Origin of the sequence: Curtobacterium sp. MCLR17_036, from assembly GCF_003234445.2 — a bacterium.
Taxonomy (GTDB): domain Bacteria; phylum Actinomycetota; class Actinomycetes; order Actinomycetales; family Microbacteriaceae; genus Curtobacterium.
The window spans coordinates 1,897,958-1,924,517 of sequence record NZ_CP126269.1 but is presented as its reverse complement, the minus strand read 5'-3'; the positions used below and the strand labels follow the sequence as shown (position 1 = coordinate 1,924,517).

The 26,560-nt window shown below is 72.4% G+C and carries 25 protein-coding genes and 1 tRNA gene; 18 read left to right on the top strand and 8 right to left on the bottom strand.

The features are described 5' to 3' along the window. Positions 1–119 precede the first annotated feature (119 nt). On the top strand, positions 120–1,577 hold the full coding sequence (locus DEI99_RS09115) for an HDIG domain-containing metalloprotein (protein WP_181434352.1): 1,458 nt from the start codon (positions 120–122) through the stop codon (positions 1,575–1,577). Between the two features lie 70 nt (positions 1,578–1,647). On the opposite strand, the gene DEI99_RS09110 is transcribed toward DEI99_RS09115, so the two are convergent. Next, positions 1,648–1,733 (bottom strand) — tRNA-Leu (locus DEI99_RS09110). Positions 1,734–1,927: 194 nt separating this feature from the next. On the opposite strand from DEI99_RS09110, the gene DEI99_RS09105 reads away from it, so the two are divergent. The 3 genes from DEI99_RS09105 to mshC all read left to right on the top strand — a co-directional run bounded on the left by DEI99_RS09105 (position 1,928) and on the right by mshC (position 5,377). After that, entirely contained in the window at positions 1,928–3,244 is a 1,317-nt protein-coding gene (locus DEI99_RS09105) for a M20/M25/M40 family metallo-hydrolase (RefSeq protein ID WP_111040917.1), read from the top strand. 61 nt (positions 3,245–3,305) lie between these two features. Next, a complete protein-coding gene (locus DEI99_RS09100; protein WP_111040916.1) occupies positions 3,306–4,136 on the top strand; it encodes an undecaprenyl-diphosphate phosphatase in 831 nt (276 codons plus the stop codon). Further along, entirely contained in the window at positions 4,133–5,377 is a 1,245-nt protein-coding gene (mshC, locus tag DEI99_RS09095) for a cysteine--1-D-myo-inosityl 2-amino-2-deoxy-alpha-D-glucopyranoside ligase (RefSeq protein ID WP_111040915.1), read from the top strand. Before DEI99_RS09100 ends, mshC begins: the two co-directional genes overlap by 4 nt. Positions 5,378–6,100: 723 nt before the next feature. Here the strand turns inward: mshC and DEI99_RS09090 are convergent. Next, complete coding sequence (locus DEI99_RS09090; protein ID WP_111040914.1) at positions 6,101–7,033, bottom strand: proteasome assembly chaperone family protein; 933 nt, start codon at positions 7,031–7,033, stop codon at positions 6,101–6,103. Between the two features lie 150 nt (positions 7,034–7,183). Between DEI99_RS09090 and DEI99_RS09085 the strand changes: the two genes are divergently transcribed. From DEI99_RS09085 to DEI99_RS09045, 9 genes are all read left to right on the top strand, one after another. Further along, complete coding sequence (locus DEI99_RS09085; protein ID WP_258369240.1) at positions 7,184–7,942, top strand: HAD family hydrolase; 759 nt, start codon at positions 7,184–7,186, stop codon at positions 7,940–7,942. Continuing rightward, complete coding sequence (locus DEI99_RS09080; protein WP_111040912.1) at positions 7,939–9,138, top strand: tRNA (adenine-N1)-methyltransferase; 1,200 nt, start codon at positions 7,939–7,941, stop codon at positions 9,136–9,138. The genes DEI99_RS09085 and DEI99_RS09080 overlap by 4 nt, the downstream gene beginning before the upstream one ends. 42 nt (positions 9,139–9,180) lie before the next feature. After that, the gene (locus tag DEI99_RS09075; RefSeq protein ID WP_111040911.1) at positions 9,181–10,104 is read left to right on the top strand and encodes a hypothetical protein; all 924 of its coding nucleotides are present in this window, start codon (positions 9,181–9,183) and stop codon (positions 10,102–10,104) included. 71 nt (positions 10,105–10,175) lie between these two features. Then, positions 10,176–11,216, top strand: a complete 1,041-nt coding sequence (locus tag DEI99_RS09070; protein WP_071297040.1) for a helix-turn-helix transcriptional regulator — start codon at positions 10,176–10,178, stop codon at positions 11,214–11,216. Then, entirely contained in the window at positions 11,209–12,180 is a 972-nt protein-coding gene (locus tag DEI99_RS09065; protein ID WP_111040910.1) for a helix-turn-helix transcriptional regulator, read from the top strand. The genes DEI99_RS09070 and DEI99_RS09065 overlap by 8 nt, the downstream gene beginning before the upstream one ends. 889 nt (positions 12,181–13,069) lie before the next feature. After that, the gene (gene tatC / locus DEI99_RS09060; RefSeq protein WP_111040936.1) at positions 13,070–13,822 is read left to right on the top strand and encodes a twin-arginine translocase subunit TatC; all 753 of its coding nucleotides are present in this window, start codon (positions 13,070–13,072) and stop codon (positions 13,820–13,822) included. Next, positions 13,819–16,263 carry a DEAD/DEAH box helicase gene (locus DEI99_RS09055; protein ID WP_111040909.1) on the top strand — a complete coding sequence of 815 codons (2,445 nt, stop codon included), beginning with the start codon at positions 13,819–13,821 and terminating at the stop codon, positions 16,261–16,263. The genes tatC and DEI99_RS09055 overlap by 4 nt, the downstream gene beginning before the upstream one ends. Before the next feature lie 11 nt (positions 16,264–16,274). Then, positions 16,275–17,867, top strand: a complete 1,593-nt coding sequence (lnt, locus tag DEI99_RS09050; RefSeq protein ID WP_258369239.1) for an apolipoprotein N-acyltransferase — start codon at positions 16,275–16,277, stop codon at positions 17,865–17,867. A 125-nt stretch (positions 17,868–17,992) separates the two neighbouring features. Next, entirely contained in the window at positions 17,993–18,343 is a 351-nt protein-coding gene (locus DEI99_RS09045) for an RNA polymerase-binding protein RbpA (RefSeq protein WP_071297044.1), read from the top strand. Positions 18,344–18,407: 64 nt separating this feature from the next. Here the strand turns inward: DEI99_RS09045 and DEI99_RS09040 are convergent, their stop codons facing one another. Both DEI99_RS09040 and DEI99_RS09035 read right to left on the bottom strand, forming a co-directional pair. Further along, positions 18,408–19,643 (bottom strand): SPFH domain-containing protein, encoded by a 1,236-nt coding sequence (locus DEI99_RS09040; RefSeq protein WP_111040907.1) that lies wholly within the window; start codon positions 19,641–19,643, stop codon positions 18,408–18,410. Then, the gene (locus DEI99_RS09035) at positions 19,640–20,113 is read right to left on the bottom strand and encodes an NfeD family protein (RefSeq protein ID WP_258369238.1); all 474 of its coding nucleotides are present in this window, start codon (positions 20,111–20,113) and stop codon (positions 19,640–19,642) included. The genes DEI99_RS09040 and DEI99_RS09035 overlap by 4 nt, the downstream gene beginning before the upstream one ends. Positions 20,114–20,266: 153 nt before the next feature. Here DEI99_RS09035 and DEI99_RS09030 point away from each other — a divergent pair, with 153 nt between their 5' ends. The 4 genes from DEI99_RS09030 to DEI99_RS09015 all read left to right on the top strand — a co-directional run bounded on the left by DEI99_RS09030 (position 20,267) and on the right by DEI99_RS09015 (position 22,269). Further along, positions 20,267–21,028, top strand: coding sequence for an SDR family oxidoreductase (locus DEI99_RS09030; protein ID WP_111040906.1), 762 nt, complete (start codon positions 20,267–20,269; stop codon positions 21,026–21,028). A gap of 9 nt (positions 21,029–21,037) precedes the next feature. Beyond that, positions 21,038–21,490: an NUDIX hydrolase gene (locus DEI99_RS09025; protein WP_111040905.1), complete on the top strand. Its 453-nt coding sequence runs from the start codon at positions 21,038–21,040 to the stop codon at positions 21,488–21,490. Positions 21,491–21,736: 246 nt separating this feature from the next. Then, a complete protein-coding gene (locus DEI99_RS09020) occupies positions 21,737–22,003 on the top strand; it encodes a hypothetical protein (protein WP_111040904.1) in 267 nt (88 codons plus the stop codon). A gap of 110 nt (positions 22,004–22,113) precedes the next feature. Then, on the top strand, positions 22,114–22,269 hold the full coding sequence (locus DEI99_RS09015) for a hypothetical protein (RefSeq protein ID WP_181434351.1): 156 nt from the start codon (positions 22,114–22,116) through the stop codon (positions 22,267–22,269). 140 nt (positions 22,270–22,409) lie between these two features. Here DEI99_RS09015 and DEI99_RS09010 read toward each other — a convergent pair whose 3' ends face one another. Further along, positions 22,410–22,988, bottom strand: a complete 579-nt coding sequence (locus tag DEI99_RS09010; protein ID WP_111040903.1) for a TetR/AcrR family transcriptional regulator — start codon at positions 22,986–22,988, stop codon at positions 22,410–22,412. 89 nt (positions 22,989–23,077) lie between these two features. On the opposite strand from DEI99_RS09010, the gene DEI99_RS09005 reads away from it, so the two are divergent. After that, positions 23,078–23,959: an NAD-dependent epimerase/dehydratase family protein gene (locus DEI99_RS09005; RefSeq protein WP_111040902.1), complete on the top strand. Its 882-nt coding sequence runs from the start codon at positions 23,078–23,080 to the stop codon at positions 23,957–23,959. Between the two features lie 75 nt (positions 23,960–24,034). Here DEI99_RS09005 and dhaM read toward each other — a convergent pair whose 3' ends face one another. The 3 genes from dhaM to dhaK are packed head-to-tail and all read right to left on the bottom strand — an operon-like array spanning position 24,035 to position 26,418. Further along, a complete protein-coding gene (gene dhaM, locus DEI99_RS09000) occupies positions 24,035–24,739 on the bottom strand; it encodes a dihydroxyacetone kinase phosphoryl donor subunit DhaM (RefSeq protein ID WP_111040901.1) in 705 nt (234 codons plus the stop codon). Then, positions 24,736–25,362, bottom strand: coding sequence for a dihydroxyacetone kinase subunit DhaL (dhaL, locus tag DEI99_RS08995; RefSeq protein ID WP_111040900.1), 627 nt, complete (start codon positions 25,360–25,362; stop codon positions 24,736–24,738). The genes dhaM and dhaL overlap by 4 nt, the downstream gene beginning before the upstream one ends. Positions 25,363–25,416: 54 nt before the next feature. Continuing rightward, a complete protein-coding gene (dhaK, locus tag DEI99_RS08990) occupies positions 25,417–26,418 on the bottom strand; it encodes a dihydroxyacetone kinase subunit DhaK (protein ID WP_111040899.1) in 1,002 nt (333 codons plus the stop codon). Between the last annotated feature and the right edge of the window lie 142 nt (positions 26,419–26,560).

Genomic DNA, 26,560 nt, shown 5'->3' with positions numbered 1-26,560 from the left:
GAGGCGCGGTGCCGGCTGGCACCGCGCCTCCCGTCCGTCCTGTGGTCGCGCCGACGCGCCCGGTGCGGCAGACTGACTCCCTCGGTGCTGCTGCACGGAGGTCCCGGAAGAGGCCACACGTGACCACCACCTCCTGCACCCGGTGCGGGGCTGCGCGACGCACGTCCGGTACCCACCGGTGCCCCGGCCCCACCGACCCCGCGCGTGCGCTGGGCGTCGGCACGGCCGTCGACGCCGTCCTCGTGGCGCTCGGCAGCGTCGGGCGCCCGTTCCTGGTCGGCGGCGTGGTCCGCGACGCCCTGTTGCGGTCGGCCGGGCGTGCGGTCCCGGAGGACGACGACCACGACGTCGACGTCGAGGTACACGGTGCGGACACGACCCCGGTCGTGGACGCCCTGCGCACTGCGGGCGCGGTCGTCGTGACGACCGGCCGGCGGTTCGAGGTGCTCCGGGTCGTGCTCGACGACGTGCACGTCGACGTCGCGGTGGTCCCGGGGGCCGGCGACGACCGCGCACTCGCCGAGGCCGCCGCGCGTCGTGACTTCACCGTCGATGCGGTCGCGTGGGACCCGGCGACGAACGAGTACGTCGACGCGTCCGGCGGCATCGACGACGCCGCTCGGGGCGTGCTCCGGCACACGTCCGAGCGGTTCGGCGACGACCCGTTGCGGGTCCTGCGCGCGGTGCAGCTCGTGGCGCGGTTCGACCTCGCCGTCCACCCGACGACGATCGAGCTCGCGCGGTCGCTCGCGGACGCCTGGTCCTCCATCGCGCCGGAGCGCATCTGGCCGGAGATCCGGAAGGCGGCGAGGGGCGACCACCAGTCGCACGCGCTGCAGGTCCTCCACGACATCGGGTGGGAGCGGCACTTCCCGGAACTCGCCGCCGTGCGGGACGTGCCACAGGACCCCCGGTGGCACCCCGAGGGGCCGGTGCACGTGCACCTGGGCCTCGCGGCGGACGCGGCCGCTGCCGCCTGCACGGCGGACGGGGTGACGGGGGAGGACCGCACCGTCGTGGTGCTCGGGGCACTCCTGCACGACCTCGGCAAGGCCGGCGACGGCACGCGGACGGTCCACCGTGACGACGGCACCGTCCGGATCCGCAGCCTCGGGCACGAGGTCTCCGGAGCGCGGGCCGCCCGCGACCTGTTGCGGCGGATCGGCGCGCCCCGGACCGTGACCGACCGCATCGGTGCCGTCGTGCGCGAGCACATGGTGGTGCACTCGACGGACGGTGCGGCGCCCTCGGTGCCCGCAGCGCGTCGGCTGCTGCGCCGCCTGGGCGGATCGATCGCGACCGCGGAGTGCTGGGCACGGGTGTGCGAGGCGGACTCGCAGGGGCGGGGTCCGGCGTCGTCGGCCTCGACGGCGGGAGCATGGCTCGCGGTCGTCCGCGCGGTCGCCGCCGCGGATCGCGTCCGCCTGGTGACCGGGCGGGACCTCATCGCGTCGGGTCTCACCCCGGGGCCGCGGTTCCGCGAGGTCCTCGACGCCGCCGCCGCGGCCCAGGACGACGGCCTGTTCGAGGACGCCGAGGGTGCGCGCGCCTGGCTGTCGGAGCAGCTCGGCGATTGACACAACAGGAAATGCCCCCGGGCCACTGGCCTGGGGGCATTCCTTGTGTTCGTGTTGTTCTTCTTGTCTGTGTCCGAGGGGGGACTTGAACCCCCACGCCCTAATACGGGCACTAGCACCTCAAGCTAGCGCGTCTACCAATTCCGCCACCCGGACAGGGTGTCTGGTGTCTGTTTCCCGAGTGCAACCCGGCGTTCCTGCCGAGAGAAGACACTAGCACGGCTCCGAGGGCACGCTGCACACGGGCGTGCATCCCGGGCGCGTCCCGGTTCGCGGGGCCCGCTGCCGCGTCGGTGCGGGGCGGGTCGGGGGCCGGTCGCCGGGTCGGTGCGGCCCGATAGCGTGGAGCCATGACGAACCCGGAGCCGACCGTGCCCGAGCTCGAGGCGACGGCGGCGATCGCCCGCGACCTCATCCGCATCGACACGACGAACTGGGGCGAGGGCAAGTCCCGCGGCGAGACCGAGGCGGCGCACTACGTCGAGGCCGAACTGCGTCGCCTGGGGCTCGAACCGCAGCTGTTCGAGTCCGAGCCGGACCGCGTCAGCGTCGTGGCGCGGGTGCCCGGCCGCGACCGCGACAAGCCGGCGCTCGTCGTGCACGGCCACCTCGACGTCGTGCCGGCGGACCCCGCCAACTGGACGGTCGACCCGTTCGGCGGCGTCGTGCGGGACGGTTCGCTGTGGGGCCGCGGCGCCGTGGACATGAAGAACATGGACGCGATGATGCTCACGTCCCTGGCGGACGTCATCCAGCAGCAGGGGGCGCCCGAGCGCGACCTGGTGATCGCCTACTTCGCCGACGAGGAAGCCGGGGGAGTCCTCGGCTCGCACCACGTCGTCGAGCACCACCCCGAGGTCTTCGCCGGCGCGACCGCCGCGATCAGCGAGGTCGGCGGCTACTCGATCACCCTCGGCGACCGGCGGGCGTACCTGCTGCAGACCGGCGAGAAGGCGCTCATGTGGGTGAAGCTCGTCGCGCGCGGCACGGCGGCGCACGGTTCGCACGTCATCCGCGACAACGCCGTCACGAAGCTCGCCGCCGCGGTCGCCCGCATCGGCAGCGAGGAGTGGCCGGTCCGCCTCTCCGCCACGACCGACGCCATGGTCGCCGAGGTCGCCCGGTTCCTCGGCGTCGACCCGGCGGTGACCGGCCCGGACGAGGTCGCCCTGGCCACCGGCTCCGCCTCGCGGTTCATCCACGCGGCACTGCACACCACGTCGAACCCGACGGTGCTCACCGCCGGGTACAAGCACAACGTCATCCCGGACACCGCCGAGGCCCTGGTGGACATCCGTTGCCTGCCCGGCGACGAGGACACCGTGCTCGCGCGCGTCCGCGAACTCGCCGGCGACGAGGTCGAGGTCGTCACCTCGTTCCGCGACGTCGGCCTCGAGCAGGACTTCGGCGGGCCCCTGGTCGACGCCGTCCGCGACGTCCTCGGTCGGCACGACCCCGGGGCGCCGGTGCTGCCGTACCTGCTGTCCGGCGGCACGGACAACAAGGCGCTGTCGAACCTCGGCATCGCGGGCTACGGCTTCGTCCCGCTGCAGCTGCCCGCCGGCGTCGACTTCCCGGCGATGTTCCACGGCGTCGACGAGCGGGTGCCGCTCGATGCGCTCGCGTTCGGGCGGCGCGTCCTCGGCGACCTCTTCGCCACGTACTGATATCTTGCATGGTCGCCTGCGGGCGGTGTCCTGATCCACTGCACCCCGAAAGGTCCGTGCGATGCACATCCTCGAGGCGATCTTCCTCGGCTTCGTCCAGGGGCTGACCGAGTTCCTGCCGGTCTCGTCCAGCGCACACCTGCGCATCGTCGGGCTGTTCCTGCCCGACGCGAAGGACCCCGGAGCGGCCTTCACCGCGGTGACGCAGCTCGGCACCGAGACCGCGGTGCTCATCTACTTCTGGAAGGACATCACCCGGATCATCGGGCGGTGGTTCCGCTCGGTGTTCCGACGGGACGTGCCGCAGGGCGACCCGGACGTCCGGCTCGGCTGGCTGGTCATCATCGGCACCATCCCGATCGGCATCGCCGGGCTGCTGCTCAAGGACTCCATCGAGACCACCTTCCGGTCGCTCTGGATCGTCGCGATCGTGCTCATCGTCTTCGGGGTCGTGCTCGGTGTGCTCGACCGCGTCGGCCGCAAGGAACGCCGCATCGAGCACATGACGTTCGGCGGCGGCGTGCTCATCGGCCTGGCGCAGGTGCTCGCGCTCGTCCCAGGCGTCTCGCGGTCCGGCGCCACCGTGTCGATGGGCCTCGCCCTCGGCTACACCCGGCCGGCAGCCGCCCGGTTCGCGTTCCTGCTCGCCGTGCCCGCCGTGTTCCTGTCCGGCCTGTACGAGGCCGCGACGAGCCTCGGCGACACCGGCGCGCCGTTCGGCATCGCCGACACGCTCATCGCGACGGTGGTGGCGTTCCTCGTCGGCTTCGTCGTCATCGCGGCGTTCATGAACTACATCAGCAAGCGGAGCTTCATGCCCTTCGTGGTCTACCGGATCGCACTGGGTATCGTTCTGATCGTGTTGTTGTCGCTCGGAGTGATCCAGCCGTGAGGGCCTGGCAGGCCCCGTCCCTTCCCGACGTCGCCGGTGCGGCGCCGCGACCCGTCGTGCACGACACGGCGACCGGCAAGCCGGTCGACCCGAGCCGTGGCGAGGACCGCGCCGCGCTCTACGTGTGCGGCATCACCCCCTACGACGCGACCCACCTCGGGCACGCGGCGACGTACCTGGCGTTCGACACGCTCGGCCGGGCCTGGCGTGACGCGGGGCTCGACGTCGAGTACGCGCAGAACGTCACGGACGTCGACGACCCCCTGCTCGAGCGCGCCGCCCGCGACGGTGTCGACTGGCGCGAGCTCGCCGCCTCGCAGATCGACCTGTTCCGTCGCGACATGGAGTCGCTCCGGATCCTGCCGCCCGACGACTTCGTGGCCGTGACCGACCAGGTCGACCGCGTCGCCGAGGCCGTCTCGTTCCTGCAGGAGACCGGCTACGCCTACGAGGTGCCGACCGACGGCGCCGAGGGCGACGACCTGTACTTCGACGTGACGCGCCCGACCGAGTCGTGGAAGCTCGGCGACGAGAGCGGTCTCGACCGCGACACCATGCTGACGCTCGCTGCCGAGCGCGGCGGTGACCCGGAACGCCCCGGCAAGCGGGACCCGCTCGACCCACTGCTCTGGCGCGCCGCGCGCGAGGGCGAACCGTCCTGGGACACCGAGATCGGCCCCGGACGCCCCGGCTGGCACATCGAGTGCAGCGTCATCGCCGGCGACCGCCTCGGCCTGCCGATCAGCGTGCAGGGCGGCGGCAGCGACCTCGTCTTCCCGCACCACGAGATGAGCGCCGGGCACGCCGCCGCGCTCGCACACCAGCCCCTCGCGCACGCCTACGTGCACACCGGCATGATCGCCTACCAGGGCACGAAGATCTCGAAGTCGCTCGGCAACCTCGTCACCGTGCGCGGGCTGCTCGACGACGGCGCGGACCCCCGGGCCATCCGCCTCGCACTGCTCTCGCACAAGTACTCCGACGACTGGGAGTGGTTCGACACCGAGCTCACGAGCGCCACCACGCGGCTCGCGGGCTGGGACGCCTGGGCCTCCGGCTCGGCCGCGGGACACGCCGACGACGCCGCCGACGTGGCGGCCCGCATCCGCGCTCGTGTCTCCGACGACCTCGACACCCCGGGTGCCGTCGCCGCGGTCGACACCGCGATCGCGGGCGGCACCGCGGTCACGCCCGAGCTCGTCGACCTGGTCGACGCCCTGCTCGGCATCCGCCTGGGCTGACGGTCGGACGGACGGGAGGCCCGGGGCGGCTCCGCCGCGCGCGTCTCGTCCGCCAGGTGTCCAGCTCCGTCGGTCCGTCCGGCTCGTTCCCGCCGAGTGGTCTCGACGCGCCGCGTGCAGGTCGCCGAGGTCGCGCAAGGTGTCGCCCGCCGGCGCCGCACGCGACAGTTCGTGCGACCTCGGCGGTCGCCAGCGTGCGTGGAGGCGCCGTGCACGGAGCCGGTGCGCGAGTCAGTGCGCGCCGAGCGTCGGACGGGAGGCCCGTGTCGCCTCCCCGTCGGGCGCCTCCCGTCCGCCGAGTGGTCACGACGCGCCGCGTGCGTATCGCCGAGATCGCGCGAAGTGTCGCCCGCCAGCGCCGCACGCGACAGTACGTGCCACCTCGGCGCATGCCGGCGCGCGTGGAGGTGCCGCACGCGACAGTTCGTGCGACCTCGGCGCCCGCCGGCGCCCGCGCGCCGAGCGAGCTCCGGGCGGGAGGCCCGGGTCGCACCGCCGGGCACGTCCCGCCCGCCGAGTGGGCACGACGCGCCGCACGCGTGCCACCGAGGTCGCGCAAGGTGCCGCCCGCCGGCGCTGCACGCGGCAGTTCGTGCGACCTCGGCAATCGCCAGCACCGGACGGCGCGCCGCCGGCACCGGTGAGATCGCACTTCGGCCCGGATGACGCGGCCGGACGTGGGCCGAAGTGCGACCTCAGCGCACCCGGCAGCTGCCCCTCGCCCTACTGCGGGGGCTGCGGCGGGCGCCAGGGGCCCTCGCCGCCGGCGGTGCCGCCGTCCTTGCCGTCCTTGCGCTCGCGCCGACGGAGGTACTGCTCGAACTCCTGCGCGATGGCGTCGCCGGAGGCCTCGGGCGAGTCGACGGTGTCCCGCGCCTGCTCGAGCTGCCCGATGTAGGACGCCATGTCCTCGTCGTCGGCGGCGAGGGCGTCGATGCCCTCCTCCCACTCCGTCGCGTCGTCGAGCAGGGACCCGCGCGGCACGGTGACGTCGGTGAGCTCCTCGATCTTGTCGAGCAGCGAGAGCGTCGCCTTGGGCGAGGGGGAGTTGTGTACGTAGTGCGGCACCGACGCCCAGAGGGACAGGGTGGTGAGCCCGGCCTTGTCCATCGCGTCGGCGAGGACCCCGAGGATGCCGGTCGGGCCCTCGTACGACGAGCGGTCGACGTCGAAGGCGGCGCGGACGCCGGCGTCCTCGCTCGACACGAACACCGAGATCGGGCGGGTGTGCGGGACGTCGGCGAGCATCGCGCCGACGAAGACCACGGCGTCGATCGAGTACACGTCGGCCAGGTCGATGATCTCGGCGCAGAAGCCGCGCCAGGTGCGCGAGGGCTCCGGGCCGACGAGCACGAAGACGTCGCGGTCGGTGGGGGAGCCGGTCGCACCGATCACGGGGCGGCCCTCGGCGCCGGGGCCGTGCAGCACGATGCGCGGCCACTGGACGCCGCGGTCGCCGTTCTCGTCGGGACCGACGGTCGGCCGGTTGAACTGGTAGTCGACGTACCGCTCGCCGTCGAGTTCACGCAGCTCGTCGAGCTCGAGCGACTCGACGATGCGTCGGGCGAGTCCGCTCGCGGCCTCGCCGGCGTCGTTCCAGCCCTCGAAGGCGACGACGAGCAGCCGACCGTCGCTGAAGGGAGAGTGCTGTGGCACGGAGCGGACCTCCTGGTGGTGGCGCGGAGCGGGGCGGGGCGACGGGCGCTCCCGGCCGGACACGATTCAGGCATCCACTGTAGGCCCAGGCGTCCCGCCCGGCCGTTCGCGTCCGCGCCCAGCGGAACGCCCCCGGTAGACTCGTCGCCCGTGACTGAGCATCCTCCTGCCCCCGTCCTGCCCGCAGCCGTCCTGTGGGACATGGACGGCACGATCGTCGACACCGAGCCGATCTGGCAGCGGTCCCAGGTCGAGCTCACCGGGCGCTACGGCGTCGAGTGGACCCACGCCGAGGGCCTCGCACTGGTCGGCAGCGGTCTCGAACGCTCCGGCGAGATCCTGCGCGACAAGGGCGTCGACATGGAGGTCGAGGAGATCGTCGAGTGGATGACCGACTACGTGATGGAGCGCCTGCGCGACGGCGAGCTGCCGTGGCGCCCGGGTGCCCGTGAACTCGTCGAGGAGCTGCACGCCCGCGGCATCCCCACCGCGCTCGTCACGATGTCCCGCCGCAAGATGGCCCTCGTCACGGCAGAGGCCCTGGGCGAGCGCGGCTTCCGGGTCGTGGTCGCTGGCGACGACGTCGACCGCCCGAAGCCCCACCCGGACGCCTACCTGTCCGCCGCCGCGCAGCTCGGCGTCGAGCCGACCGCGTGCGTCGCGATCGAGGACTCCGCCACCGGCGTCGCCTCGGCCGTCGCCTCCGGCGCCGTCACGGTGGCCGTCGAGCACATCGTCCCGCTGTCCGAGATCGGCGGCGGCGACGTGCACCTCACCACATTGGCCGGGGTCGACGTCGACCGTCTGGTCGAGTTGACGACGCCGGCCCTGACCGCACGGGGCGGGATCCCGGGAGGCGCGGTGCCGGACCCGGCGCACGCTGCGGACACCGAGGAGGTCGCCCGATGAGCCACGCCGACGACGCACGCGACGAGGCGGACGCGAGCCGAGCCTCCCGTCCGGCCACCGACCCGACCGCAGCGCTCCCGCACACCGCGGGCGGCGCCCCGCACACCCCGCCGCGCGGCCCGTTCCGCGCCGGCGACCGCGTCCAGCTGACCGGTCCGAAGGGCAAGCTCACGACGCTGTCGCTCGAGACCGCGGGGGAGTACCACACGCACCGCGGCGTGCTCCGGCACGACGACGTCATCGGGCAGCCCGACGGCTCCGTCATCCGGGCGAGCACCGGCGACGAGTACCTGGCGCTGCGGCCGCTGCTCAACGACTACGTCATGTCGATGCCGCGCGGCGCCGCGATCGTCTACCCGAAGGACGCAGCGCAGATCGTGGCCTTCGCGGACGTCTTCCCCGGCGCCCGCGTGGTCGAGGCCGGTGTCGGTTCCGGCGCCCTGTCGTTGTTCCTGCTCCGGGCGATCGGCCCGACCGGTCGGCTGCAGTCGTTCGAGCGCCGCGAGGAGTTCGCAGCGATCGCGAAGGGCAACGTCGGCACCTTCCTGGGTGCCGTGCCGGACAACTGGTCGGTGACCGTCGGCGACCTCGTCGAGGAGCTGCCCGACGCCGTCGAGGAGCAGAGCGTCGACCGCGTCGTGCTCGACATGCTCGCGCCGTGGGAGTGCGTCGACGCCGCTGCGGACGCCCTCGTGCCCGGTGGCCTCATCGTCTGCTACGTCGCGACCGTCACCCAGCTGTCGCGCACGGCCGAGGCCCTGCGCGACACCGGCCGCTTCACCGACCCGATGCCGAGCGAGACCCTGGTGCGCACCTGGCACGTCGAGGGCCTCGCGGTCCGGCCGGACCACCGGATGGTCGGGCACACCGGCTTCCTCGTCACGGCGCGTCGCCTGGCGGACGGCACCGTGCTGCCGAACCTGAAGCGCCGCGCGGGCAAGGCCGAGTTCTCGGACGAGGACGTCGAGGCCTGGACCCCCGGTGCCGTGGGCGAGCGGGCGACGAGCGACAAGAAGCTCCGCAAGGTGGCTCGGCAGTCGGCAGCGCAGGCGCGGAAGGTGGCGGCGGCCGAGGCGGCCTCGGGTGCGGCGCCCGCCGGTGCGGTCTCGTCCGGTGCGGTCTCGTCCGGTCCGGTCTCGCCCGGTGCGGGCTCGTCCGTTGCGGTCTCGTCCGGAGCCGACGAGGACGAACGGTAGGCTGACGGCGTGCCCGTCCTGCATCGAACGGAAAGAGGGTCCGTGCGCACCATCCCCGCACTCCTGGTCACCATCGGTCTCGCGGTGTCGCTGACGGCGTGCGCCTCGAACGGCGCCGGCACCACCCCCTCGAACTGCGCCGCTCCCGGCGACGCCTCCGCCGCCGTGACGGCGACGGGCGCGTTCGGCAAGGAGCCGAAGGTGTCGATCCCGAACGGCCTCACCACGAAGGGCACGCAGGTGTCCGTCCTCCGCCACGGCGACGGCCGCCAGGTCGACGAGGGCACCCCGGTGCAGATCGCGTACACGATCCTCGACGGCAAGAACGGCGAGGTCGCCTCGACGAGCGGCTACACGAACCAGGTGGCCCCGATCACCGCGGGTGCGAGCACCTACGGCGCGCTCGGCGAGGCCGTCGAGTGCGCGCACGTCGGTGACCGGCTCGCCGTCGCGCTGCCGAAGAGCGCGGTGAACAACCCGGCGAACGGTGCCCCGGCGGCGTCGACCGGCAAGGCGGAGTCCGCCGCGATCGCCGTCATCGACGTGCAGCGCGCCTTCGACGCCCGTGCGACCGGCACCCCGCAGCTCGCCGGCGACCGCATGCCGGCCGTCGTCCTCGCCCCCTCGGGCGCCCCCGGAGTGACGATCCCGTCGTGGGACGCCCCGACCTCGGACGAGGTCCACCTGCTGCGCAAGGGCTCGGGCAAGGTGCTCACCGAGCAGGACAACGCGGTGATCAAGGCCCTGGTCGTCCCGTGGACCGTCGGTGCCGACGCCACCGGCTCGAGCTGGACCGGCGGCGCGGGTGCCCAGGTCGTCTCGCTCGCCAAGGGCCAGCTCAACCCCGAGGGCGTCCGGAAGGCCCTCGTCGGCCACCGTGTCGGCGACCAGGTCCTGGCCGTCGTGCACGAGCAGGGCGCCGTCGACGTGTACGTCATCGACCTGCTCGGATCGCTGTCGAACTGACCCGCACACACCGTCCACCGACCGCGGCGCGGGTGCACTCCGGTGCACCCGCGCTGCCGTAGGATCGGCTCGTGCCAGCGACCCGTGTGCCCCGTGTGCCCGCCGAGGAGCGGCTGTTCAGCCTCGTGCTCGCGCTGCTCTCGACGGAGTCGGGGCTGACCAAGGGCGAGATCCTGGCGAACGTGCAGGGCTACCGGCAGCGCTTCACCGCCGGCGGGGACAACGCGTCGCTGGAGCGCCAGTTCGAGCGCGACAAGGACGACGTCCGTGAGCTCGGCATCCCGCTCGAGACGATCGAGACCCCCGGCGCGGCGGGCAACAACCAGACGCTGCGCTACCGGATCCCGAAGGGCGAGTACGACCTGCCCGTCGACGTCCGCTTCACCCCCGACGAGTCGGCACTGTTGTCGCTCGCGGCGATGGCGTGGCGCGAGGGCGCACTCTCCGCCGACTCGCGGCGCGGGCTGCTCAAGGTGCGGTCGGCCGGTGCCGAGGACGACGACGGCGCACTGCAGCTCGGCGTCGATGCCTACGCGCCCCGGCTCCGCGCCCGCGACGCCGCGTTCGAACCGCTGCGCTCCGCACTCGACCGCGCCGCGGCCGTCCGCTTCGACTACATCACGCCCGGCCAGCACGCCGCACGTCGGCGCGACGTCGCCCCGCTCGCCCTCGTGCAGCACGGCGGCCGCTGGATGCTCGCGGCCCACGAGTTCGCGACCGACTCGGACAAGAACTACCTGCTCTCGCGGATCGTCGGGCCCGTCTCGCAGTACGCCGTCGGGCAACACACCGCCCCGGCCGGCGCGGCGGAGCGCACCCTCGCCGGGCTCGAGCGCATCTGGGCGACGCGCACGGCGCGGATCGCGGTGACCCCCGGGTCGGATGCGGAACGCCGCCTCACCCGACGACGGGACACGGAGACCGACGCGGACGGCTCGCTCGTGCTCCACCACGTCGACCCGCAGATCCTCGCCGAGGAGCTCGCGGCCTTCGGGCCCGAGGTCCGTGTGCTCGAACCCGACGACCTGCGCGCACGCGTGCTCGACCGGCTCCGCGCCCTCGTCGACGACCACGCGACCCCCGACGCCGGAGAGGAGCCCGCCCGTGGCTGACGCCCAGCCCCTGCAGGCGCAGGACAAGCTCGCGTTCCTGCTGTCCCTCGTGCCGTACCTGATCGACCGCGAGCGCGTCTCCGTCGCCGAGGCCGCCCGCCACTTCGGGGTGCCCGAGTCCCGCATCCGCCGTGCGGTCGAGCTCATCGCGGTGTCCGGCGTGCCCGGCGAGACGATGCAGTACCAGCACGGCGACCTGTTCGACATCGCCTGGGACGACTTCGACCAGAACGACATGATCGTGCTGACGAACCTCGTCGCGATCGACGACTCGCCGCGGCTCTCCGCCCGTGAGGCCTCCGCCCTCATCGCCGGCCTGCAGTACCTCTCCGCCCTCCCCGAGGCCGCCGACCGCGACGCCATCCGCGCCCTGATGGCCAAGCTGTCCCGCGGTGCCGGCGGTGCCACGTCGACCGTCGCCGTCGGCCAGGACCTGCACGACGTCGCCCTCGCCACCATCCGACGGGCCATGGCCGACGGCAAGGGGCTCTCGTTCGAGTACGTCGGACCGCGCTCCCGCGGTGGCACCCGACGCGTGGACCCGCTCCGGGTCGAGTCCATCGACACCGACTGGTACCTCCGCGCGTGGGACCTCGACCGCCAGGCGCTCCGCACCTTCCGCCTCGACCGGATGTCCGCCGTCCAGGTCGACGACCGCGCGGTGGAGAAGACCGTCGACCAGGTCGTCATGCCGGACACGCTCTTCCAGCAGTCCGCCGAGGACGTCATCGTGACGGTCGAGCTCGACTCGTCCTCGCTGCCCCTGGTGGCGGACTTCCTCGCCGACACGGCGGACGCCCCCGACGCCGACGGCCGGGTCCGCATCCGCCTCGCCGCGTCGCATGGCTTCGACGGGGTGGTCCGGCTCGTGGCGGGGCTGCCCGGCCGTGCGGTGGTCCTCGACCCGCCGGCCGCCCGCGCCGCCGTGCGCGACTTCGCGGCCGCGGCGCTCGACGCGGGCTGAGGTTCGGCGGCCCGGGACGTCGCCGGAAGCTGGGGCTGGGGCTGAGGTTCTGGGGCTTTGGCTTCTCGGGGCTGTTTCGCGCGTTGGAGGTCGTTCCGCGCTTAGGAAGCAGTTTCGCGCGTAGGAGGTCCCGAGTTCCTGCTCACCACGCGCGATTCCGCTTCCTACTGCGCGTGCGATGGGAAGGATCGTCGGGCTGCGCGGCACTTGTGGTCGCGAACACAGGTGCCGCCGGGCGCGGGGCTGCTCGCCGCGGGTGGTCGTTCCGCGCGTGGGAAGCAGTTTCGCGCGTCGGAGGTCCCGAGTTCCTGTTCACCACGCGCGATTCCGCTTCCTACTGCGCGTGCGATGGGAAGGATCGTCGGGCTGCGCGGCACTTGTGGTCTCGAACACAGGTGCCGCCGGGCGCGGGGCTGCTCGCCGCGGGTGGTCGTTCCGCGCGTGGGAAGCAGTTCCGCGCGTCGGAGGTCCCGATTTCCTGCTCACCACGCGCGATCCTGCTTCCTACTGCGCGTGCGATGGGAAGGAATCTTGGGCTGCGCGGTACTTGTGGTCGCGAACACAGATGCAGCCGGGCGCGGGGCAGCTCGCCGCGGGGTGGTCGTTCCGCGCTTAGGAAGCAGTCCCGCGCGTAGAGGGTCCCGAGTTCCTGCTCACCACGCGCGATTCCGCTTCCCACTCCACGTGCGATGGGAAGGAATCCCGGGCCCGGTGCCGGAGCGGCTCCTGCCGACCTGCCTCGCCCCGCCCCGCCGAGGGCCACGTGTGCGTTCCCACCGAGCGCGCCGGACTGTCGGTCCCGACACCGTAAGATCGACGCATGGCTTCGACGACCGCGCGCGGGCGAGCGAAGCGGCAGGGGCGCCAGCAGACCGACGCCGAAGGCCGCATGTCGCTCGGGCAGCACCTCATCGAGCTGCGCAACCGGCTGCTCCGCGCCGTCATCGCAGTGGTCGCCGCCGCGATCGGTGGGTGGTTCCTCACGCCGTTCGTCCTCGACGCGCTGCGCGCTCCGGTCACCCAGCTGGCCGAGGTCGGCGGGCACACGGCCGAGCTGAACTTCCCGATGATCACCGGTGCGTTCGACCTGCGGTTGCAGATCGCGATCACGATCGGTGTCGTCATCTCGAGCCCGGTGTGGCTGTACCAGATCTGGGCGTTCATCGTGCCGGCGCTGGTCCGGCGTGAGAAGCAGTACGTGTGGGGCTTCCTCGGCACCGCGATCCCGCTGTTCTTCGGCGGGTGCTTCTTCGGGTGGTACATCCTGCCGCACGTGGTCAGCATCCTCGGCAGCTTCGTGTCGACGCAGGACACCTCGATCGTCGACGCGAAGGCCTACTACGACTTCGTCATCAAGCTCATCGTGGCGGTCGGCATCGCGTTCGTGCTGCCGGTCTTCCTCGTCCTGCTCAACTTCGTCGGGGTGCTCAGCGCGAAGGCCATCCTCAAGTCGTGGCGCATCGCGATCATCTGCATCCTGGTGTTCTGCGCGATCGTCACGCCGAGCGCCGACCTCATCTCCATGTTCCTGCTGGCGATCCCGATGACGGTGCTCTACCTCGCCGCCTGTGCCATCACGTGGATCCACGACCGTCGGCTCGCGAAGCGGCAGGCCAAGCTCGACGAGGAGTACGGCCTGTGACCGCCGCCGGGCTCAGCGCCGCCGAGCGCTTCGCGGCGGCGAAGGTGCGCAACCGGTCCCGCAACCTCGAGCTGTTCCGCTCCGATCTGCGGTTCGACCTCGACCCGTTCCAGTTCGCCGCCTGCGACTCGCTCGACCAGGGCCGGAGCGTGCTGGTGGCCGCGCCGACCGGTGCGGGCAAGACCATCGTCGCCGAGTTCGCGATCTGGCTCGCGATGCGGCAGCCGACGGCGAAGGTGTTCTACACGACGCCGATGAAGGCGCTGAGCAACCAGAAGTACGCCGAACTCGTCGAGGAGTACGGCGAGACCGAGGTCGGCCTGCTCACCGGTGACACGAACGTCAACCCGCGGGCCCGCGTCGTGGTGATGACCACCGAGGTCCTCCGCAACATGATCTACGCGGACTCCGACCTGCTCGACGACCTGGCGTGGGTGGTCCTCGACGAGGTCCACTACCTGGCCGACCGGTTCCGCGGTGCGGTGTGGGAAGAGGTGATCCTGCACCTGCCGACCGAGGTCCGGCTCGTCTCGCTCAGCGCGACGGTGTCCAACGCCGAGGAGTTCGGCGACTGGCTGCAGACGGTCCGTGGGGACACGGACGTGATCGTGTCCGAGGACCGTCCGGTCCCGCTCGAGCAGCACGTGCTCGTGGGGTCGAAGATGGTCGACCTGTTCGACTCGAGCGGCGCCGCGGCGACGAACCGGGTGAACCCGGAGCTGCTCCGGCTGGTCGGCGGTGCTTCGCGCAGTGAGCGGCACGGCGGCGGGCACCGCGGCGGCCGGGGTCGTGGCGGCTACCACGACCGCCGTGGTCCGCGGACCGAGAAGCTCCACCGTGAACGCATCGCGCACATGCTCGACGAGCGGATGCTGCTGCCCGCGATCTTCTTCGTGTTCAGCCGCGCCGGGTGCGACCAGGGCGTCCGGAACGTCCTGCGCTCCGGGCTGTCGCTCACCACGCTGCCGGAGCGCAACGAGATCCGCGAGACCGCGGAGTACCACTGCCGCACCCTGCCCGACGAGGACCTCGCCGTCCTCGGCTACTGGGAGTTCCTCGAGGGGCTCGAACGTGGGGTCGCCGCACACCACGCGGGCATGCTGCCCGCGTTCAAGGAGGTCGTGGAGAACCTCTTCCAGCGCAAGCTGCTGAAGGTCGTCTTCGCGACCGAGACGCTGGCGCTCGGCGTGAACATGCCGGCCCGCACGGTCGTGCTCGAGAAGCTCGAGAAGTTCAACGGCGAGGCCCGGGTGCCGATCACGCCGGGGGAGTACACGCAGCTCACCGGTCGCGCCGGCCGCCGCGGCATCGACGTCGAGGGGCACTCGGTCATCCAGTGGACCGACGGGCTCGACCCGCAGGCCGTCGCATCGCTCGCCAGCCGGCGCACGTACCCCCTCAACTCCTCGTTCAAGCCGACCTACAACATGGCCGTTAACCTGATCGACCAGTTCGGACGGCAGCGCACGCGCGAGGTGCTCGAGACCTCGTTCGCGCAGTTCCAGGCCGACCGGTCCGTGGTGGACCTGGCCCGCAAGGTGCGCTCACAGCAGGAGTCGCTCGAGGGCTACCGCGAGGCGATGCAGTGCCACCTCGGCGACTCCACCGAGTACGCGGCGCTCCGACGCCAGCTCTCCGACCTCGAGCGCTCGAACGTGCCCGGTGGGCGCGAGGCCTCGCACGGTGCGCGCCAGGAACGGCAGGCCGCGATCACCGAGGTCCGCCGCAAGATGCAGCGGCACCCCTGCCACGCCTGCCCCGACCGCGAGGCGCACGCCCGGTGGGCCGAGCGTTGGTGGAAGCTCAAGCGCGTCAACGACAAGCTGGTCCAGCAGATCCGGTCCCGCACCGGTGCCGTGGCGACCACGTTCGACCGGGTTACCGACGTGCTCCTGCAGCTCGGGTACCTGGTCGACGCCGGCAACGGTGAGGCCACCGTCGCCGCGGGTGGTCGCCGTCTGCAGCGCATCTACGGTGACCGCGACCTGCTCGTCGCCGAGTGCCTCGAGGCCGGGGTCTGGAAGGACCTCACGCCGGCGCAGCTCGCCGCGATGGCCGCCACGATCATCTACCAGCCCCGTCGTGACGACGCCCCCGGTACCGAGCACGCCCTGCCGCGTGGTGCCTTCCGTCCGGCACTCGACGAGACCCTGACGATCTGGTCGCGCCTCGACGACATCGAGCGCGACGCCCGCCTGGCGGGCTCGCAGCCGCCCACCCCAGCGATGGCGGTCGGCATGTTCCGCTGGGCGTCCGGCTCGGCCCTCGACGACGTCCTGCGCACCCTCGACCTGCCCGCCGGTGACTTCGTCCGCTGGTCGAAGCAGGTCATCGACCTGCTCGACCAGATCCGGAACGCCGGTGACGACGACCTCGCCCAGACCGCCCGACGTGCGACCGACGCGGTGCGCCGAGGCATCGTCGCGTACGCAGCGGTCTGACGGGAGGCACGGTGCGGGTTCCGGAGACCGGTGTGCGCGGGGTGCGCGCTCGCCTCGGCCGCGGGGCGGTCGCGGACGGCCCGTTCGCCGCGCTGCCGCTCGGTTCGGCGCTGCCGCTCGCCGTCATCGGTGGTCTGCTCTTCGCGCTCTCGTTCCCGTCGCCCGGCTGGTGGTTCCTCACCTACCCGGCGCTCGCCTGCCTGCTGCTCGCGGCGATGGGCCAGCGTGCCCGCAGGGCCGCCTGGCTCGGGTACGTCGCCGGCGCCGCGTTCTTCGTCCCCGCGATCTCGTGGGCCGGGCGGTACCTGGGGCCCGTCCCGTGGCTCGCGCTGGCCCTCTTCGAGGCGGCGTTCTTCGCCCTCGGCATCGTGGCCATCGCCCTCGCGTACCGGTGGGTCGCCCGCGTGGTGACCTCGTCCGCCGGGCGTGTGTGGGGCCTCCCGGCCGTCGTCGCCGCACTGTGGACCGGACGCGAGTGGTTCTCGGGGAGCTGGCCGTACGGCGGATTCGCGTGGGGTCGGGTCGGACTGTCGCAGTCGCAGGGTCCCTTCACGCACCTCGCCGCCTGGGTCGGGATCCTCGGGTTGAGCTTCGTCGTGGTGTACTGCGTCGCCGTCGTGGTGTCGCTCGCCCTCGTCGTGCCGCGGACGCCCGGGGCACCGGTGCGCGTGCCGGTGCGGGTGGCCACGGCCGGGCTGCTGGTCACGGCCGTCCTCGCGGTGCCGGCCTGGCCCGCGACGACCGACGGCACCATCCGGGTCGAGGCCGTGCAGGGGAACGGGCCGGCCGGGTACTTCGACCGCGCGGAGCCGGGCGACGTGCTGGCGTCGCAGGTGGCCGCCACGGACATCGAGGCCCGGGGCGTCGACGTCGTCGTCTGGCCCGAGGCGTCCGCCGAGTACGACCCGCGGCGGGAGCGGGTCATCGCGTCGGCGCTCGACTCGGTGGTCGACTCCGTCGGTGCGCCGATCGTCGCCGGTGCGATCACCCAGACGTCCTCGGGGGTGCTGCACAACACCTCGTTCGTGTGGACCGCCGACGGTTGGCAGTCGTCCTACGACAAGAAGCGTCCGGTGCCGTTCGGCGAGTACGTGCCCGACCGGTGGTTCTTCTCGAAGCTCGCGCCCTCGCTGATCGGGCTGCTGCAGCGTGACTACACCCCGGGGACGAAGCCGAACGTGCTGTCCGTCGCCGGTGTCCGTGCGGGCATCGCGATCTGCTTCGACGTCGTCGACGACGGGCTCGCCACGGACATGGTGCGCGGGGGAGCGCAGGTGATCTTCGCGCAGACGAACAACGCGGACTTCTCCGGGACGGACGAGAACCTGCAGCAGCTCGAGATCGCCCGCATGCGCGCGGTCGAGACCGGTCGCTCGCTCGTCAACATCTCGACGGTCGGTGCCTCGCAGGTCATCGACCCGACCGGTCGCACCATCGACCGGGTGCCCGCGTACACCGCGACGTCGATGATCACCGACGTGCCCCTCGGCACCTCGACGACGCCGGCGTCGCTCGCGTCGGGATCGATCGCGCTGCTGCTCTCGCTCGGCGGCCTGCTCGTCCTGCTCGCCTGCGCGCCGTGGGGTCGTCGCCTCCGCCGCTGAACCGATCGGTGCCGGGGCCGCTCCCGCGCCCACCCACTGGGAACGGACTGTGAATGCGCCGGGTCGGGAACGACCCCGCGTGGGACAGTGTTGTGGAGGGGTAGACGAGCGAGAGGAGCACACACATGGCTGATCGGAGTCTCCGCGGCATGCGGCTCGGGAGTCAGAGCCTCCAGAGCGAAGAGGGCGTCGAGCTCTCGGATCGCAAGCGCGCGGTCTACCAGACGGAATCGGGGGAGACGTTCGACATCGTCTTCTCCGCCGACGCGGACGTCCCGCAGACCTGGTCGGAGCCGCGCTCCGGCCGTGAGGGCCGGCTGCTCGGTGACGACGGCATCCCCGTCGAGGTCGCCGCAGAGGACGTCAAGGCACCTCGCACCCACTGGGACATGCTGCTCGAACGGCGTTCGCGCGAGGAACTCGAGGAGCTCCTCGAAGAGCGGTTGCAGTTCCTCCGCGCCCGACGCGGCGCCTGACGACACCACACGACGACGCCCGCCCCGGTTCGACCGGGGCGGGCGTCGTCGTTCGTGCTCGGGGTCAGCGGCGACCGGACCCGTCGCTGGTGCGGTGACCGGAGGCGTCGTCGGCCGAGCTGGCCGCGGTGCCCGGGGCGTCGGCGGGCTTGTCGAGCGTCACGTCGGTCTGCTGGGCGGTCGCGTCGTCGGCGGCCGCCAGGTGCGCGTCGACGCTGCGGTTCGACTCGGCGAGCCGGGCGTCGAGGTCGGACTCGGGCACGATGTCCGCCGCGGTGGCGTCGGCCCGCGGCATGGCGGCATCCGCGCTGGCTGCAGCCGTGGTGTTCGCCAGGCTCTCGTTCGCGAGCTTCGAGATGCGCGACAGGAAGTCGGAGCCACCCGCACCACCCGCGGCGGACCCGCCGCCGGTCCGACCGGTGCTGAAGCCCTTCGCGATGCCGGAGAGCGCCTCGGTGAACTCGCTCGGGATCATCCAGAGCTTGTTCGCGGTGCCCTCGGCGATCTTCGGCAGGGTCTGCAGGTACTGGTAGGACAGCAGCTTCTCGTCGGGGTCACCGGTGTGGATCGCCTCGAAGACGGTCGCGATGGCCTGGGCCTCACCCTCGGCGCGCAGGACCTGTGCCTTCGCGTCACCCTCGGCCGCGAGGATGGCGGCCTGCCGCTGGCCCTCGGCCTCGAGGATCTGCGACTGCTTCGTGCCTTCGGCCTGCAGGATCGCGGCACGACGGCTGCGCTCGGCACGGAGCTGCTGCTCCATGGCGTCCTGGATGGACACGGGCGGCTCGATCGCCTTGAGCTCGACACGACCGACGCGGATGCCCCACTTGCCGGTCGCCTCGTCGAGGACGACGCGCAGCTGCCCGTTGATGTTGTCGCGGCTCGTCAGGGCCTCTTCGAGGTTGAGGCCACCGACGACGTTGCGGAGCGTGGTGGTGGTGAGCTGCTCGACGGCGCCGAGGTAGTTCGCGATCTCGTACGTCGCGGCGCGGGCGTCGGTCACCTGGAAGTACACGACGGTGTCGATCGAGACGACCAGGTTGTCCTCGGTGATCACCGGCTGCGGCGGGAACGAGACGACCTGCTCACGCATGTCGAGCAGCGGGCGGAGCCGGTCGATGAAGGGGACCAGCAGGTTCAACCCGGGGTTGAGGGTCTTGTGGTACTTGCCGAGTCGTTCGACGATGCCCGCGGTCGCCTGCGGCACGATGCGGATCGCGCGGGACAGGACGACGATCACGAAGATGACGACGACCAGGATGAGGACGAGCAGAGCGATCGTCCCGGCTGAGATGGTCACGAGGTGGCCCTTTCTCCGAGGCGGACGACGGCTGTCGACCCCTCGATCGACTCGACGACCACGGGGGTCCCGAGCGGCGGTGTGCGGTCGGTGGCACCGGCGGCGATGCGGGCGCTCCACGTCTCGCCGTTGGCCAGGCGCACCTGGCCGGGAGCGGACGCGGTGAAGGCCACGGCGACGGTGCCGGGGAGTCCGATGAGGCCGTCGACGTTCGTGCGGTGCGGGTCCGCACCGCGACCGAGCGCGAGCAGCAGACGGGGGCGCACGAGCGCGAGCAGCACGAGCGCCAGCACGGCGGCGATGACGGCGGAGAGCCACCACGGAGCGCCGAGCAGCGCGGCCACGAGCCCGCCGGCGGCACCGGCCGCGAGCATGATGAAGATGAAGTCGAGCGTGAAGACCTCGACCACCCCCAGCAGCAGTACGAGTCCGATCCAGACTGTGCTCTGGATCCAATCGATCCCGTTCACGCGATCTCCCTCCCTCGGTCGCGCGCGGCGGCTCGCAGCGTCGCGACGGCCGGTACAACTCCGTTCAACATATCAGGGGCGTCTGACAGCCGTGCGGGCCGTTGGTAGGCTCGGTGCGGCCGACCGCCGGAAACCCACCAGGAGAACACGACTGTGAGCAACCCCCTCGCCCCCGGATCCCTCGCCGACACGCGCGCCGTCGTCACTGGCTCGTCGCGTGGCATCGGTGCCGACACCGTCGGCTACCTGGCCGAGGCCGGTGCCAAGGTCGTCGTGAACTACCGCAACAAGGCGAAGCGTGCGGAGCAGATCGCCGACAAGATCATCGCCGGCGGAGGATCGGCCCTCGCCGTCGGCGCGGACCTCACCGACCACGAGTCGGTGCAGGGACTCGTCGACACGGTCGTCCGCGAGTGGGGCGGCATCGACCTGCTCGTCCTGAACGCCTCGGGCGGCATGGAGTCCGGCCTCGGCGAGGACTACGCGCTGCGCCTGAACCGCGACGCACAGGTCGACATGCTGCAGACCGCGGTGCCGCACATGCCCGCAGGGTCCCGCGTCGTGTTCGTCACGAGCCACCAGGCGCACTTCATCGAGACCGCCGAGACGATGGACGAGTACGTCCCGGTGGCGAAGAGCAAGCGCGCCGGCGAGCTCGCCCTGCGCGAGCTCGTGCCGCAGCTCGAGGCCGCCGGCATCGAGTTCGTCGTCGTCTCCGGCGACATGATCGAGGGCACGATCACCGCGACGCTGCTCAACCGGCTCAACCCGGGTGCCATCGAAGGGCGCCGCGAAGAGGTCGGCAAGCTCTACAGCGTCTCCGAGTTCGCCGCCGAGATCGCCCTGGCCGCCGTCGAGCCGATCCCGGCGGACCACACGAAGCTCGTCGGTGACGTCAGCGGCTTCACCCGCTAGCGTCTGCGGATGACCGCGACGCCCGGCCTCCGCCGAACCTCACGCATCCTGCTCCTCGACCCGGCGGGCCGGGTGTTCCTGATGGACACCAACGCGCCGTCGTCGGACGGGTTCCACCGTTGGATCACGCCCGGTGGCGGCGTCGACCCGGGGGAGAGCCACCGGGACGCGGCGATCCGGGAGCTCCGCGAGGAGACCGGCATCGTCATCGACGAGCCGGGGGAGCCGGTCTGGTCGTGGGACTTCGCGGTGGACTGGGACCAGGCCGACCACGATCGGGGCCACTCCGAGTTCTACGTGGTGCGCACCACGGGCTTCACACTGTCCGACGCCGGGTGGACCGACGACGAGCGGGTCGACATCCTCGGGGCCCGGTGGTGGACCGCCGACGAACTCGAGGCGACGGCCGAGTCGTTCGAGCCGGCCGAACTGCCGGGGCTCGTGCGTCGGCACCGCGCCTAGGACGACGCGGCGGTCAGGAGACCGACCCGGATCCGGACGGGAGGCCCGTGGCGGCGCCGCCACGGGCCTCCCGTCCGTCCGCTGACCGGCATGCCGTCCACACCGCTCGCCGCGGAATCTGTGCTGTGGGACAGGCTCGACAGCCGAACCTGAACACCAGCCGTGTGTGAGGACTACCGTTCCACCGGACGCCCACGATCGGCTGCCCGGCCCGGATCGGCGTCCTGACCGAAGAGGAGCTCCACCATGTCCAACCCCGGCAACGCACCTGCGCAGTCGAACACCTTCGCCATCGTCTCCCTGGTGCTCGGCATCGTCGGCGTCGCAGGCGGTTTCTTCCTCGCCATCATCGGCGTGGTCGCGGGTGTCGTCGGTCTCGTGTTCGGCATCCTGTCGCGCAAGCGTGGCGGCAGCCGCGGGATGATCCTCGCCGGCATCATCCTGTCCGTGATCGCGATCGTCGTCGGGATCATCGGGTACGTGCTGGTGGCCGCCAACCCGCCGACGGTCTGACGTCAGCGGGCCGCACGGCGGCCGAGGACGACGGTCGGGCCGCGCGAGCGACCCGGCCGTTCGTCGTGTTCCGCGGACGTCTCCAGGCGGGCGCGCGTAGCGTCCGGCGCATGAGCTACAGCCAGCCTGACCCAGCCGAAGAGACCACGCAGAGCGAGACGCCCGAGCAGCCGGACACCGACCAGGACGACCTGCACGAGCAGGACGCCGACTCGCCGTCGCTCGAGATCAAGTCCGAGGACGTCCCGACCGAACCGGCGGACTGACCGCGCCGGACGACGAACGAGACAGCACGACGATGGTCGAGTGGACGTGATCCACTCGACCATCGTCGTTCACCGGCCCTTCCGGCCCAGCGGCTGGGCGCCGATAATACATATTATGTCAACTCATGTCCACCGGGGCGCTACCCCAGCGACTCCGTCGCGACCCGGAGTTCCTCCAGTGCCGCGATGACGTGGTGCTCGAGATCGCCCTCGGCGCCGTCCGGGGCGTCGGTCCACGCCGTGTAGCCCCGCTCGAACGCGAGCACACCGAGCTCCGCGGCGACCCGCGCCGTCGTCGGCGTCGTCCCCCTGGCTTCGAGCGCGTCGGACAGCGCGACGGCGAGCCCGGCGCTCTTGAGCATGCTGCGCTCCCGGAGTTCGGTGTTCGCAGCGATCGCGGCGGTGATGCTCGGTCCGAGTGCGCGGTTCCACGGCTGCATGACCGACGATGCTCGGCGGAGCCCGGACGCCACGGCCTGCATCGGTGTCGCGGACTCCCCTGCGTCGGCCACCCCCTCGGCCAGCAGTGCGCTGAGGGTCGCCTGGCCGGCGACGAGGATCTCGCGCTTGTCCGGAAAGTGCCGGAACAGCGTGCTCTTCGTCACGCCGGCGCGTTCGGCGATCTGCGTCACGGTGGTCTCGTCGTAGCCGTGCTCGGCGAAGAGCTCGGCGGCGGCCATCACGAGCCGCTCTCGTGCCCCGGGTTCCCATCGCGCCATGGCACGATCATACCGACGGGACAACGGTCCCATCGCGTGCTACCGTGATGCGACAACAGTCCCATCACGTTCGAGCACTGGAGCAGGACATGCAGGTCTTCATCACCGGCGGTACCGGACTCGTCGGCACCGCCGTCGTCCACGAACTCACGACGCACGGGCACCACGTCACCGGACTCGCCCGTTCCGACCGGGCCGCCGCCGTCCTGGCCGAGCAGGGTGCGGAGAGCATCCGGGGCGACCTCGGCGAGCTGGACGCCGTCCGTCGAGCAGCAGCCGACGCCGACGGGGTCGTCCACCTGGCCTTCCGGAACGACTTCGGCTCCGCTGGTGCCCTCGCCGCCGCGATCGCCGAGGAGACCGCCGCGATCGAGACGATCGGGGCGACGTTGCGCGGCACCGGCAAGCCGTTCGTCGTGGTGTCCGGCACCCCGTGGATCGCCGGTCGCGCGTCGACCGAGGCGGATCCGCTGCCGGTCGACGGACCGGTCGGCGGCCGGGGTCGCACGGTGCAGGCCGCGCTCGGTCTGGCACAACACGGGGTACGGGTGAGCGCCGTCCGACTCCCCCGCACCGTGCACGCGGACGGCCGGGGCGGCTTCGCCGGCCTGCTCACCGGGATGGCCCGCGACGCCGGGGTGTCCGGCTACCCCGGTGACGGCACCCAGCGGTGGCCGGCCGTCCACGCACGGGACGCCGCGGTGCTCTTCCGGCTCGCACTCGAGGCAGCGCCGGCCGGCACGGCGTGGCACGCGGTCGCGGACGAGGGCGACGCGGTCCGCGACATCGCCGCTGTCATCGGTCGTCGGCTCGGACTGCCGGTCGAGTCCGTGCCGGCCGAGCGCTTCGGCCCCATCGGCCCGGTGTTCGCCATGGACCAGCCGGCCTCGAGCGCCCACACCCGTGCGGAACTCGGCTGGGAGCCGTCCCACCCGTCGCTGCTGGCGGACCTGGAGCGCCTCGAACCCTGAACCGGACCGCGCCCGTTCAGACCGAACCCGTCCGGACCGAACACGTCTGGTCCGGACCGCTCCGTCGGCTGCGGGTTACTCGCCGAAGCCGGACCGGACGAGCTCCGCGAGCGCGTCCACCGCGTCCTGCGCGTCCGCGCCGGAGGCTGCGATAGTGACGACGGCGCCCTTCGGCAACGCGAGCGCCATGATGCCGAGCAGGCTCTTGGCGTCCACGCCGTCGACGCGGACGTCGGCCTCGAAGCGGGCGGCCGTCTTCACGAACTCGGCCGCCGGGCGGGCGTGCAACCCGGACTCGTTGACGAGCTCGGCGGTGGTGGACGCGGCCACCCCGTCGACCGGGGCGGTCGACGCGACCGGTGCCGGGCCTCCTGGCAGGGGCGACTCCCCCGCGTCGGAAGCCGCCGTCGCCGACGCGGCGGCTGCCAGGACGGCGTCGACGTCGCCGCCGGTCTGGGCGGCCACCGCTGCGGCGACCGCACCCTCGACGAGCGGCGCCGGCGAGACGTGCACCCGAGCGCGGTCGTCGTCGTCCAGGAAGTCGAGCGCGGTGTCGGTGGTGAGGTAGGCGGAGCCGAGGTCGCAGAGCACGACGACCGCGTCGGCGGGCCGGAGCTCCTCGATGCCCGCGGTGACGGCGTCGAACGAGGTGCCGATGCCACCGTCGTCGGTGCCGCCCGCGGCGACCATCGGCACGTCCGCGGCCATCTGCCGGGCGAGCTCGACGGTCCCGGTGGCGATCGCGGCGCTGTGCGAGACGACGAGCAGTCCGACGGTCACGCTGCGTCCACCGCTGCGCGCAGGAGGTACGCCGACGACTGCGCGCCCGGGTCCCGGTGCCCGATCGCGCGCTCCCCCAGGTAGCTCGCACGGCCCTTGCGGGCGACGAGCGGGTCCGTCGACTCGGCACCGGTGGCGGCAGCGTCGGCGGCCGCCTCGAGCACGCGCTCGGGCGGCTCCCCCGCGGTGGCCGCGGTCGCGGCGGCGTCGACGGCCGCGCTCCAGGCGTCGACCATGGTCTTGTCGCCGACCTCGGCCTTGCCGCGCGACACGATGCCGTCGCGGGCGGCGGTGAGGACGGCGACCAGGGCGTCGCTGTCGAGCTCGGACGCGTCACCGGCGGCCTGTGCGGCCTTCAGGTAGGCGGTGCCGAACAGCGGGCCGGCCGCCCCGCCGACCGTGGAGATGAGCTTCGTCGCGACGGTCTTGAAGACGGCGCCGGGGGTGTCGAAGGACCCGGCGTCGACCGCCTCGACCACGGCACGGAAGCCCCGGTCGAGGTTCTCACCGTGGTCGCCGTCGCCGATCTCGCGGTCGAGCGTCACGAGCTCCGCCCGGTGCTCGTCGATCGTCGCGGCGGTGCGGCGTACCCAGTCGATGGCCCATGCGGTGTCGAGCGCCAATGCGGTTCCCTTCGTGTGTCCGGCCCGGACGGGCTCGGTGTCGTGGTGCGGTGGTCAGCGCCCCCAGCGCAGTGCCGGGGTGTCCACCGGGGCGTCCCAGAGGGCGATCAGGTCGTCGTCGAGCACCGTGACGGTGATCGAGAAGCCCTGCATCTCGAGGGACGTGACGTAGTCCCCGACCAGGCTACGCGCGACCTCGTACCCACGGTCCGCCAGGACCTCGGCGGCGCGTCGGTACGCGATGTAGAGCTCGGACAGCGGCGTGCCGCCCATGCCGTTCACGAACAGCAGCAACCGGGACCCCGCCGGTGCGTCGAGGTCCGTGAGCACGGGTTCGAGCACGCGGTCGACCAGCTCGTCCGCCGGCGCGAGCGGGATGCGCTCGCGGCCCGGTTCACCGTGGATGCCGATGCCGAGCTCGACCTCGTCGTCGCCGAGCGTGAAGGACGGCTCCCCCGCGTGCGGCACGGTGCCTGGTGCGAGTGCGAGCCCCATCGAGCGGGTGACCTGGTTGACGTGGCGCGCGACCGCCACGACCGCGTCGAGGTCGTCGCCGCGCTCGGCGGCGGCGCCGGCGCACTTCTCCACGACGACGGTTCCCGCGACACCGCGGCGACCGGCCGTGTACAGGGAGTCCTGCACGGCGACGTCGTCGTCCACCACGACGGACTCGACGCGGATGCCCTCGACCTCGGCGAGCTCGGCCGCGGTCTCGAAGTTGAGCACGTCGCCGGTGTAGTTCTTCACGATGTGCAGGACGCCGGCACCCGCGTCGACCGCCTGGGTGGCGGCGACGATCGGGTCGGGCGTCGGGCTGGTGAACACCGGTCCGGGCACGGCGGCGTCGAGCATGCCGTGTCCGACGAACCCGGCGTGCAGTGGCTCGTGACCGCTCCCACCACCGCTGACCAGTCCGACCTTGCCCGCGACCGGTGCGTCCGCGCGGTGCAGGTGGACCGGGTCCTCGACGAGCACGACCCGGTCCGCGTGGGCGGCCGCGAAGCCGCGCACCGACTCGGTGACGACGTCGTGCGGGTCGTTGATGAGCTTCTTCATGGCGGAGCCTTCCGGGTCGGCGGGACCGGGGACGCCTGCACACCGCCGACGTCGTCCGGAGTCGGCTCAGCGTACCTCGGCCGGGCGTGCCCCCACCCTGCACGTTCGTGCACCTGGTCGCCCTTGCCGGGTGCTCGTCGGA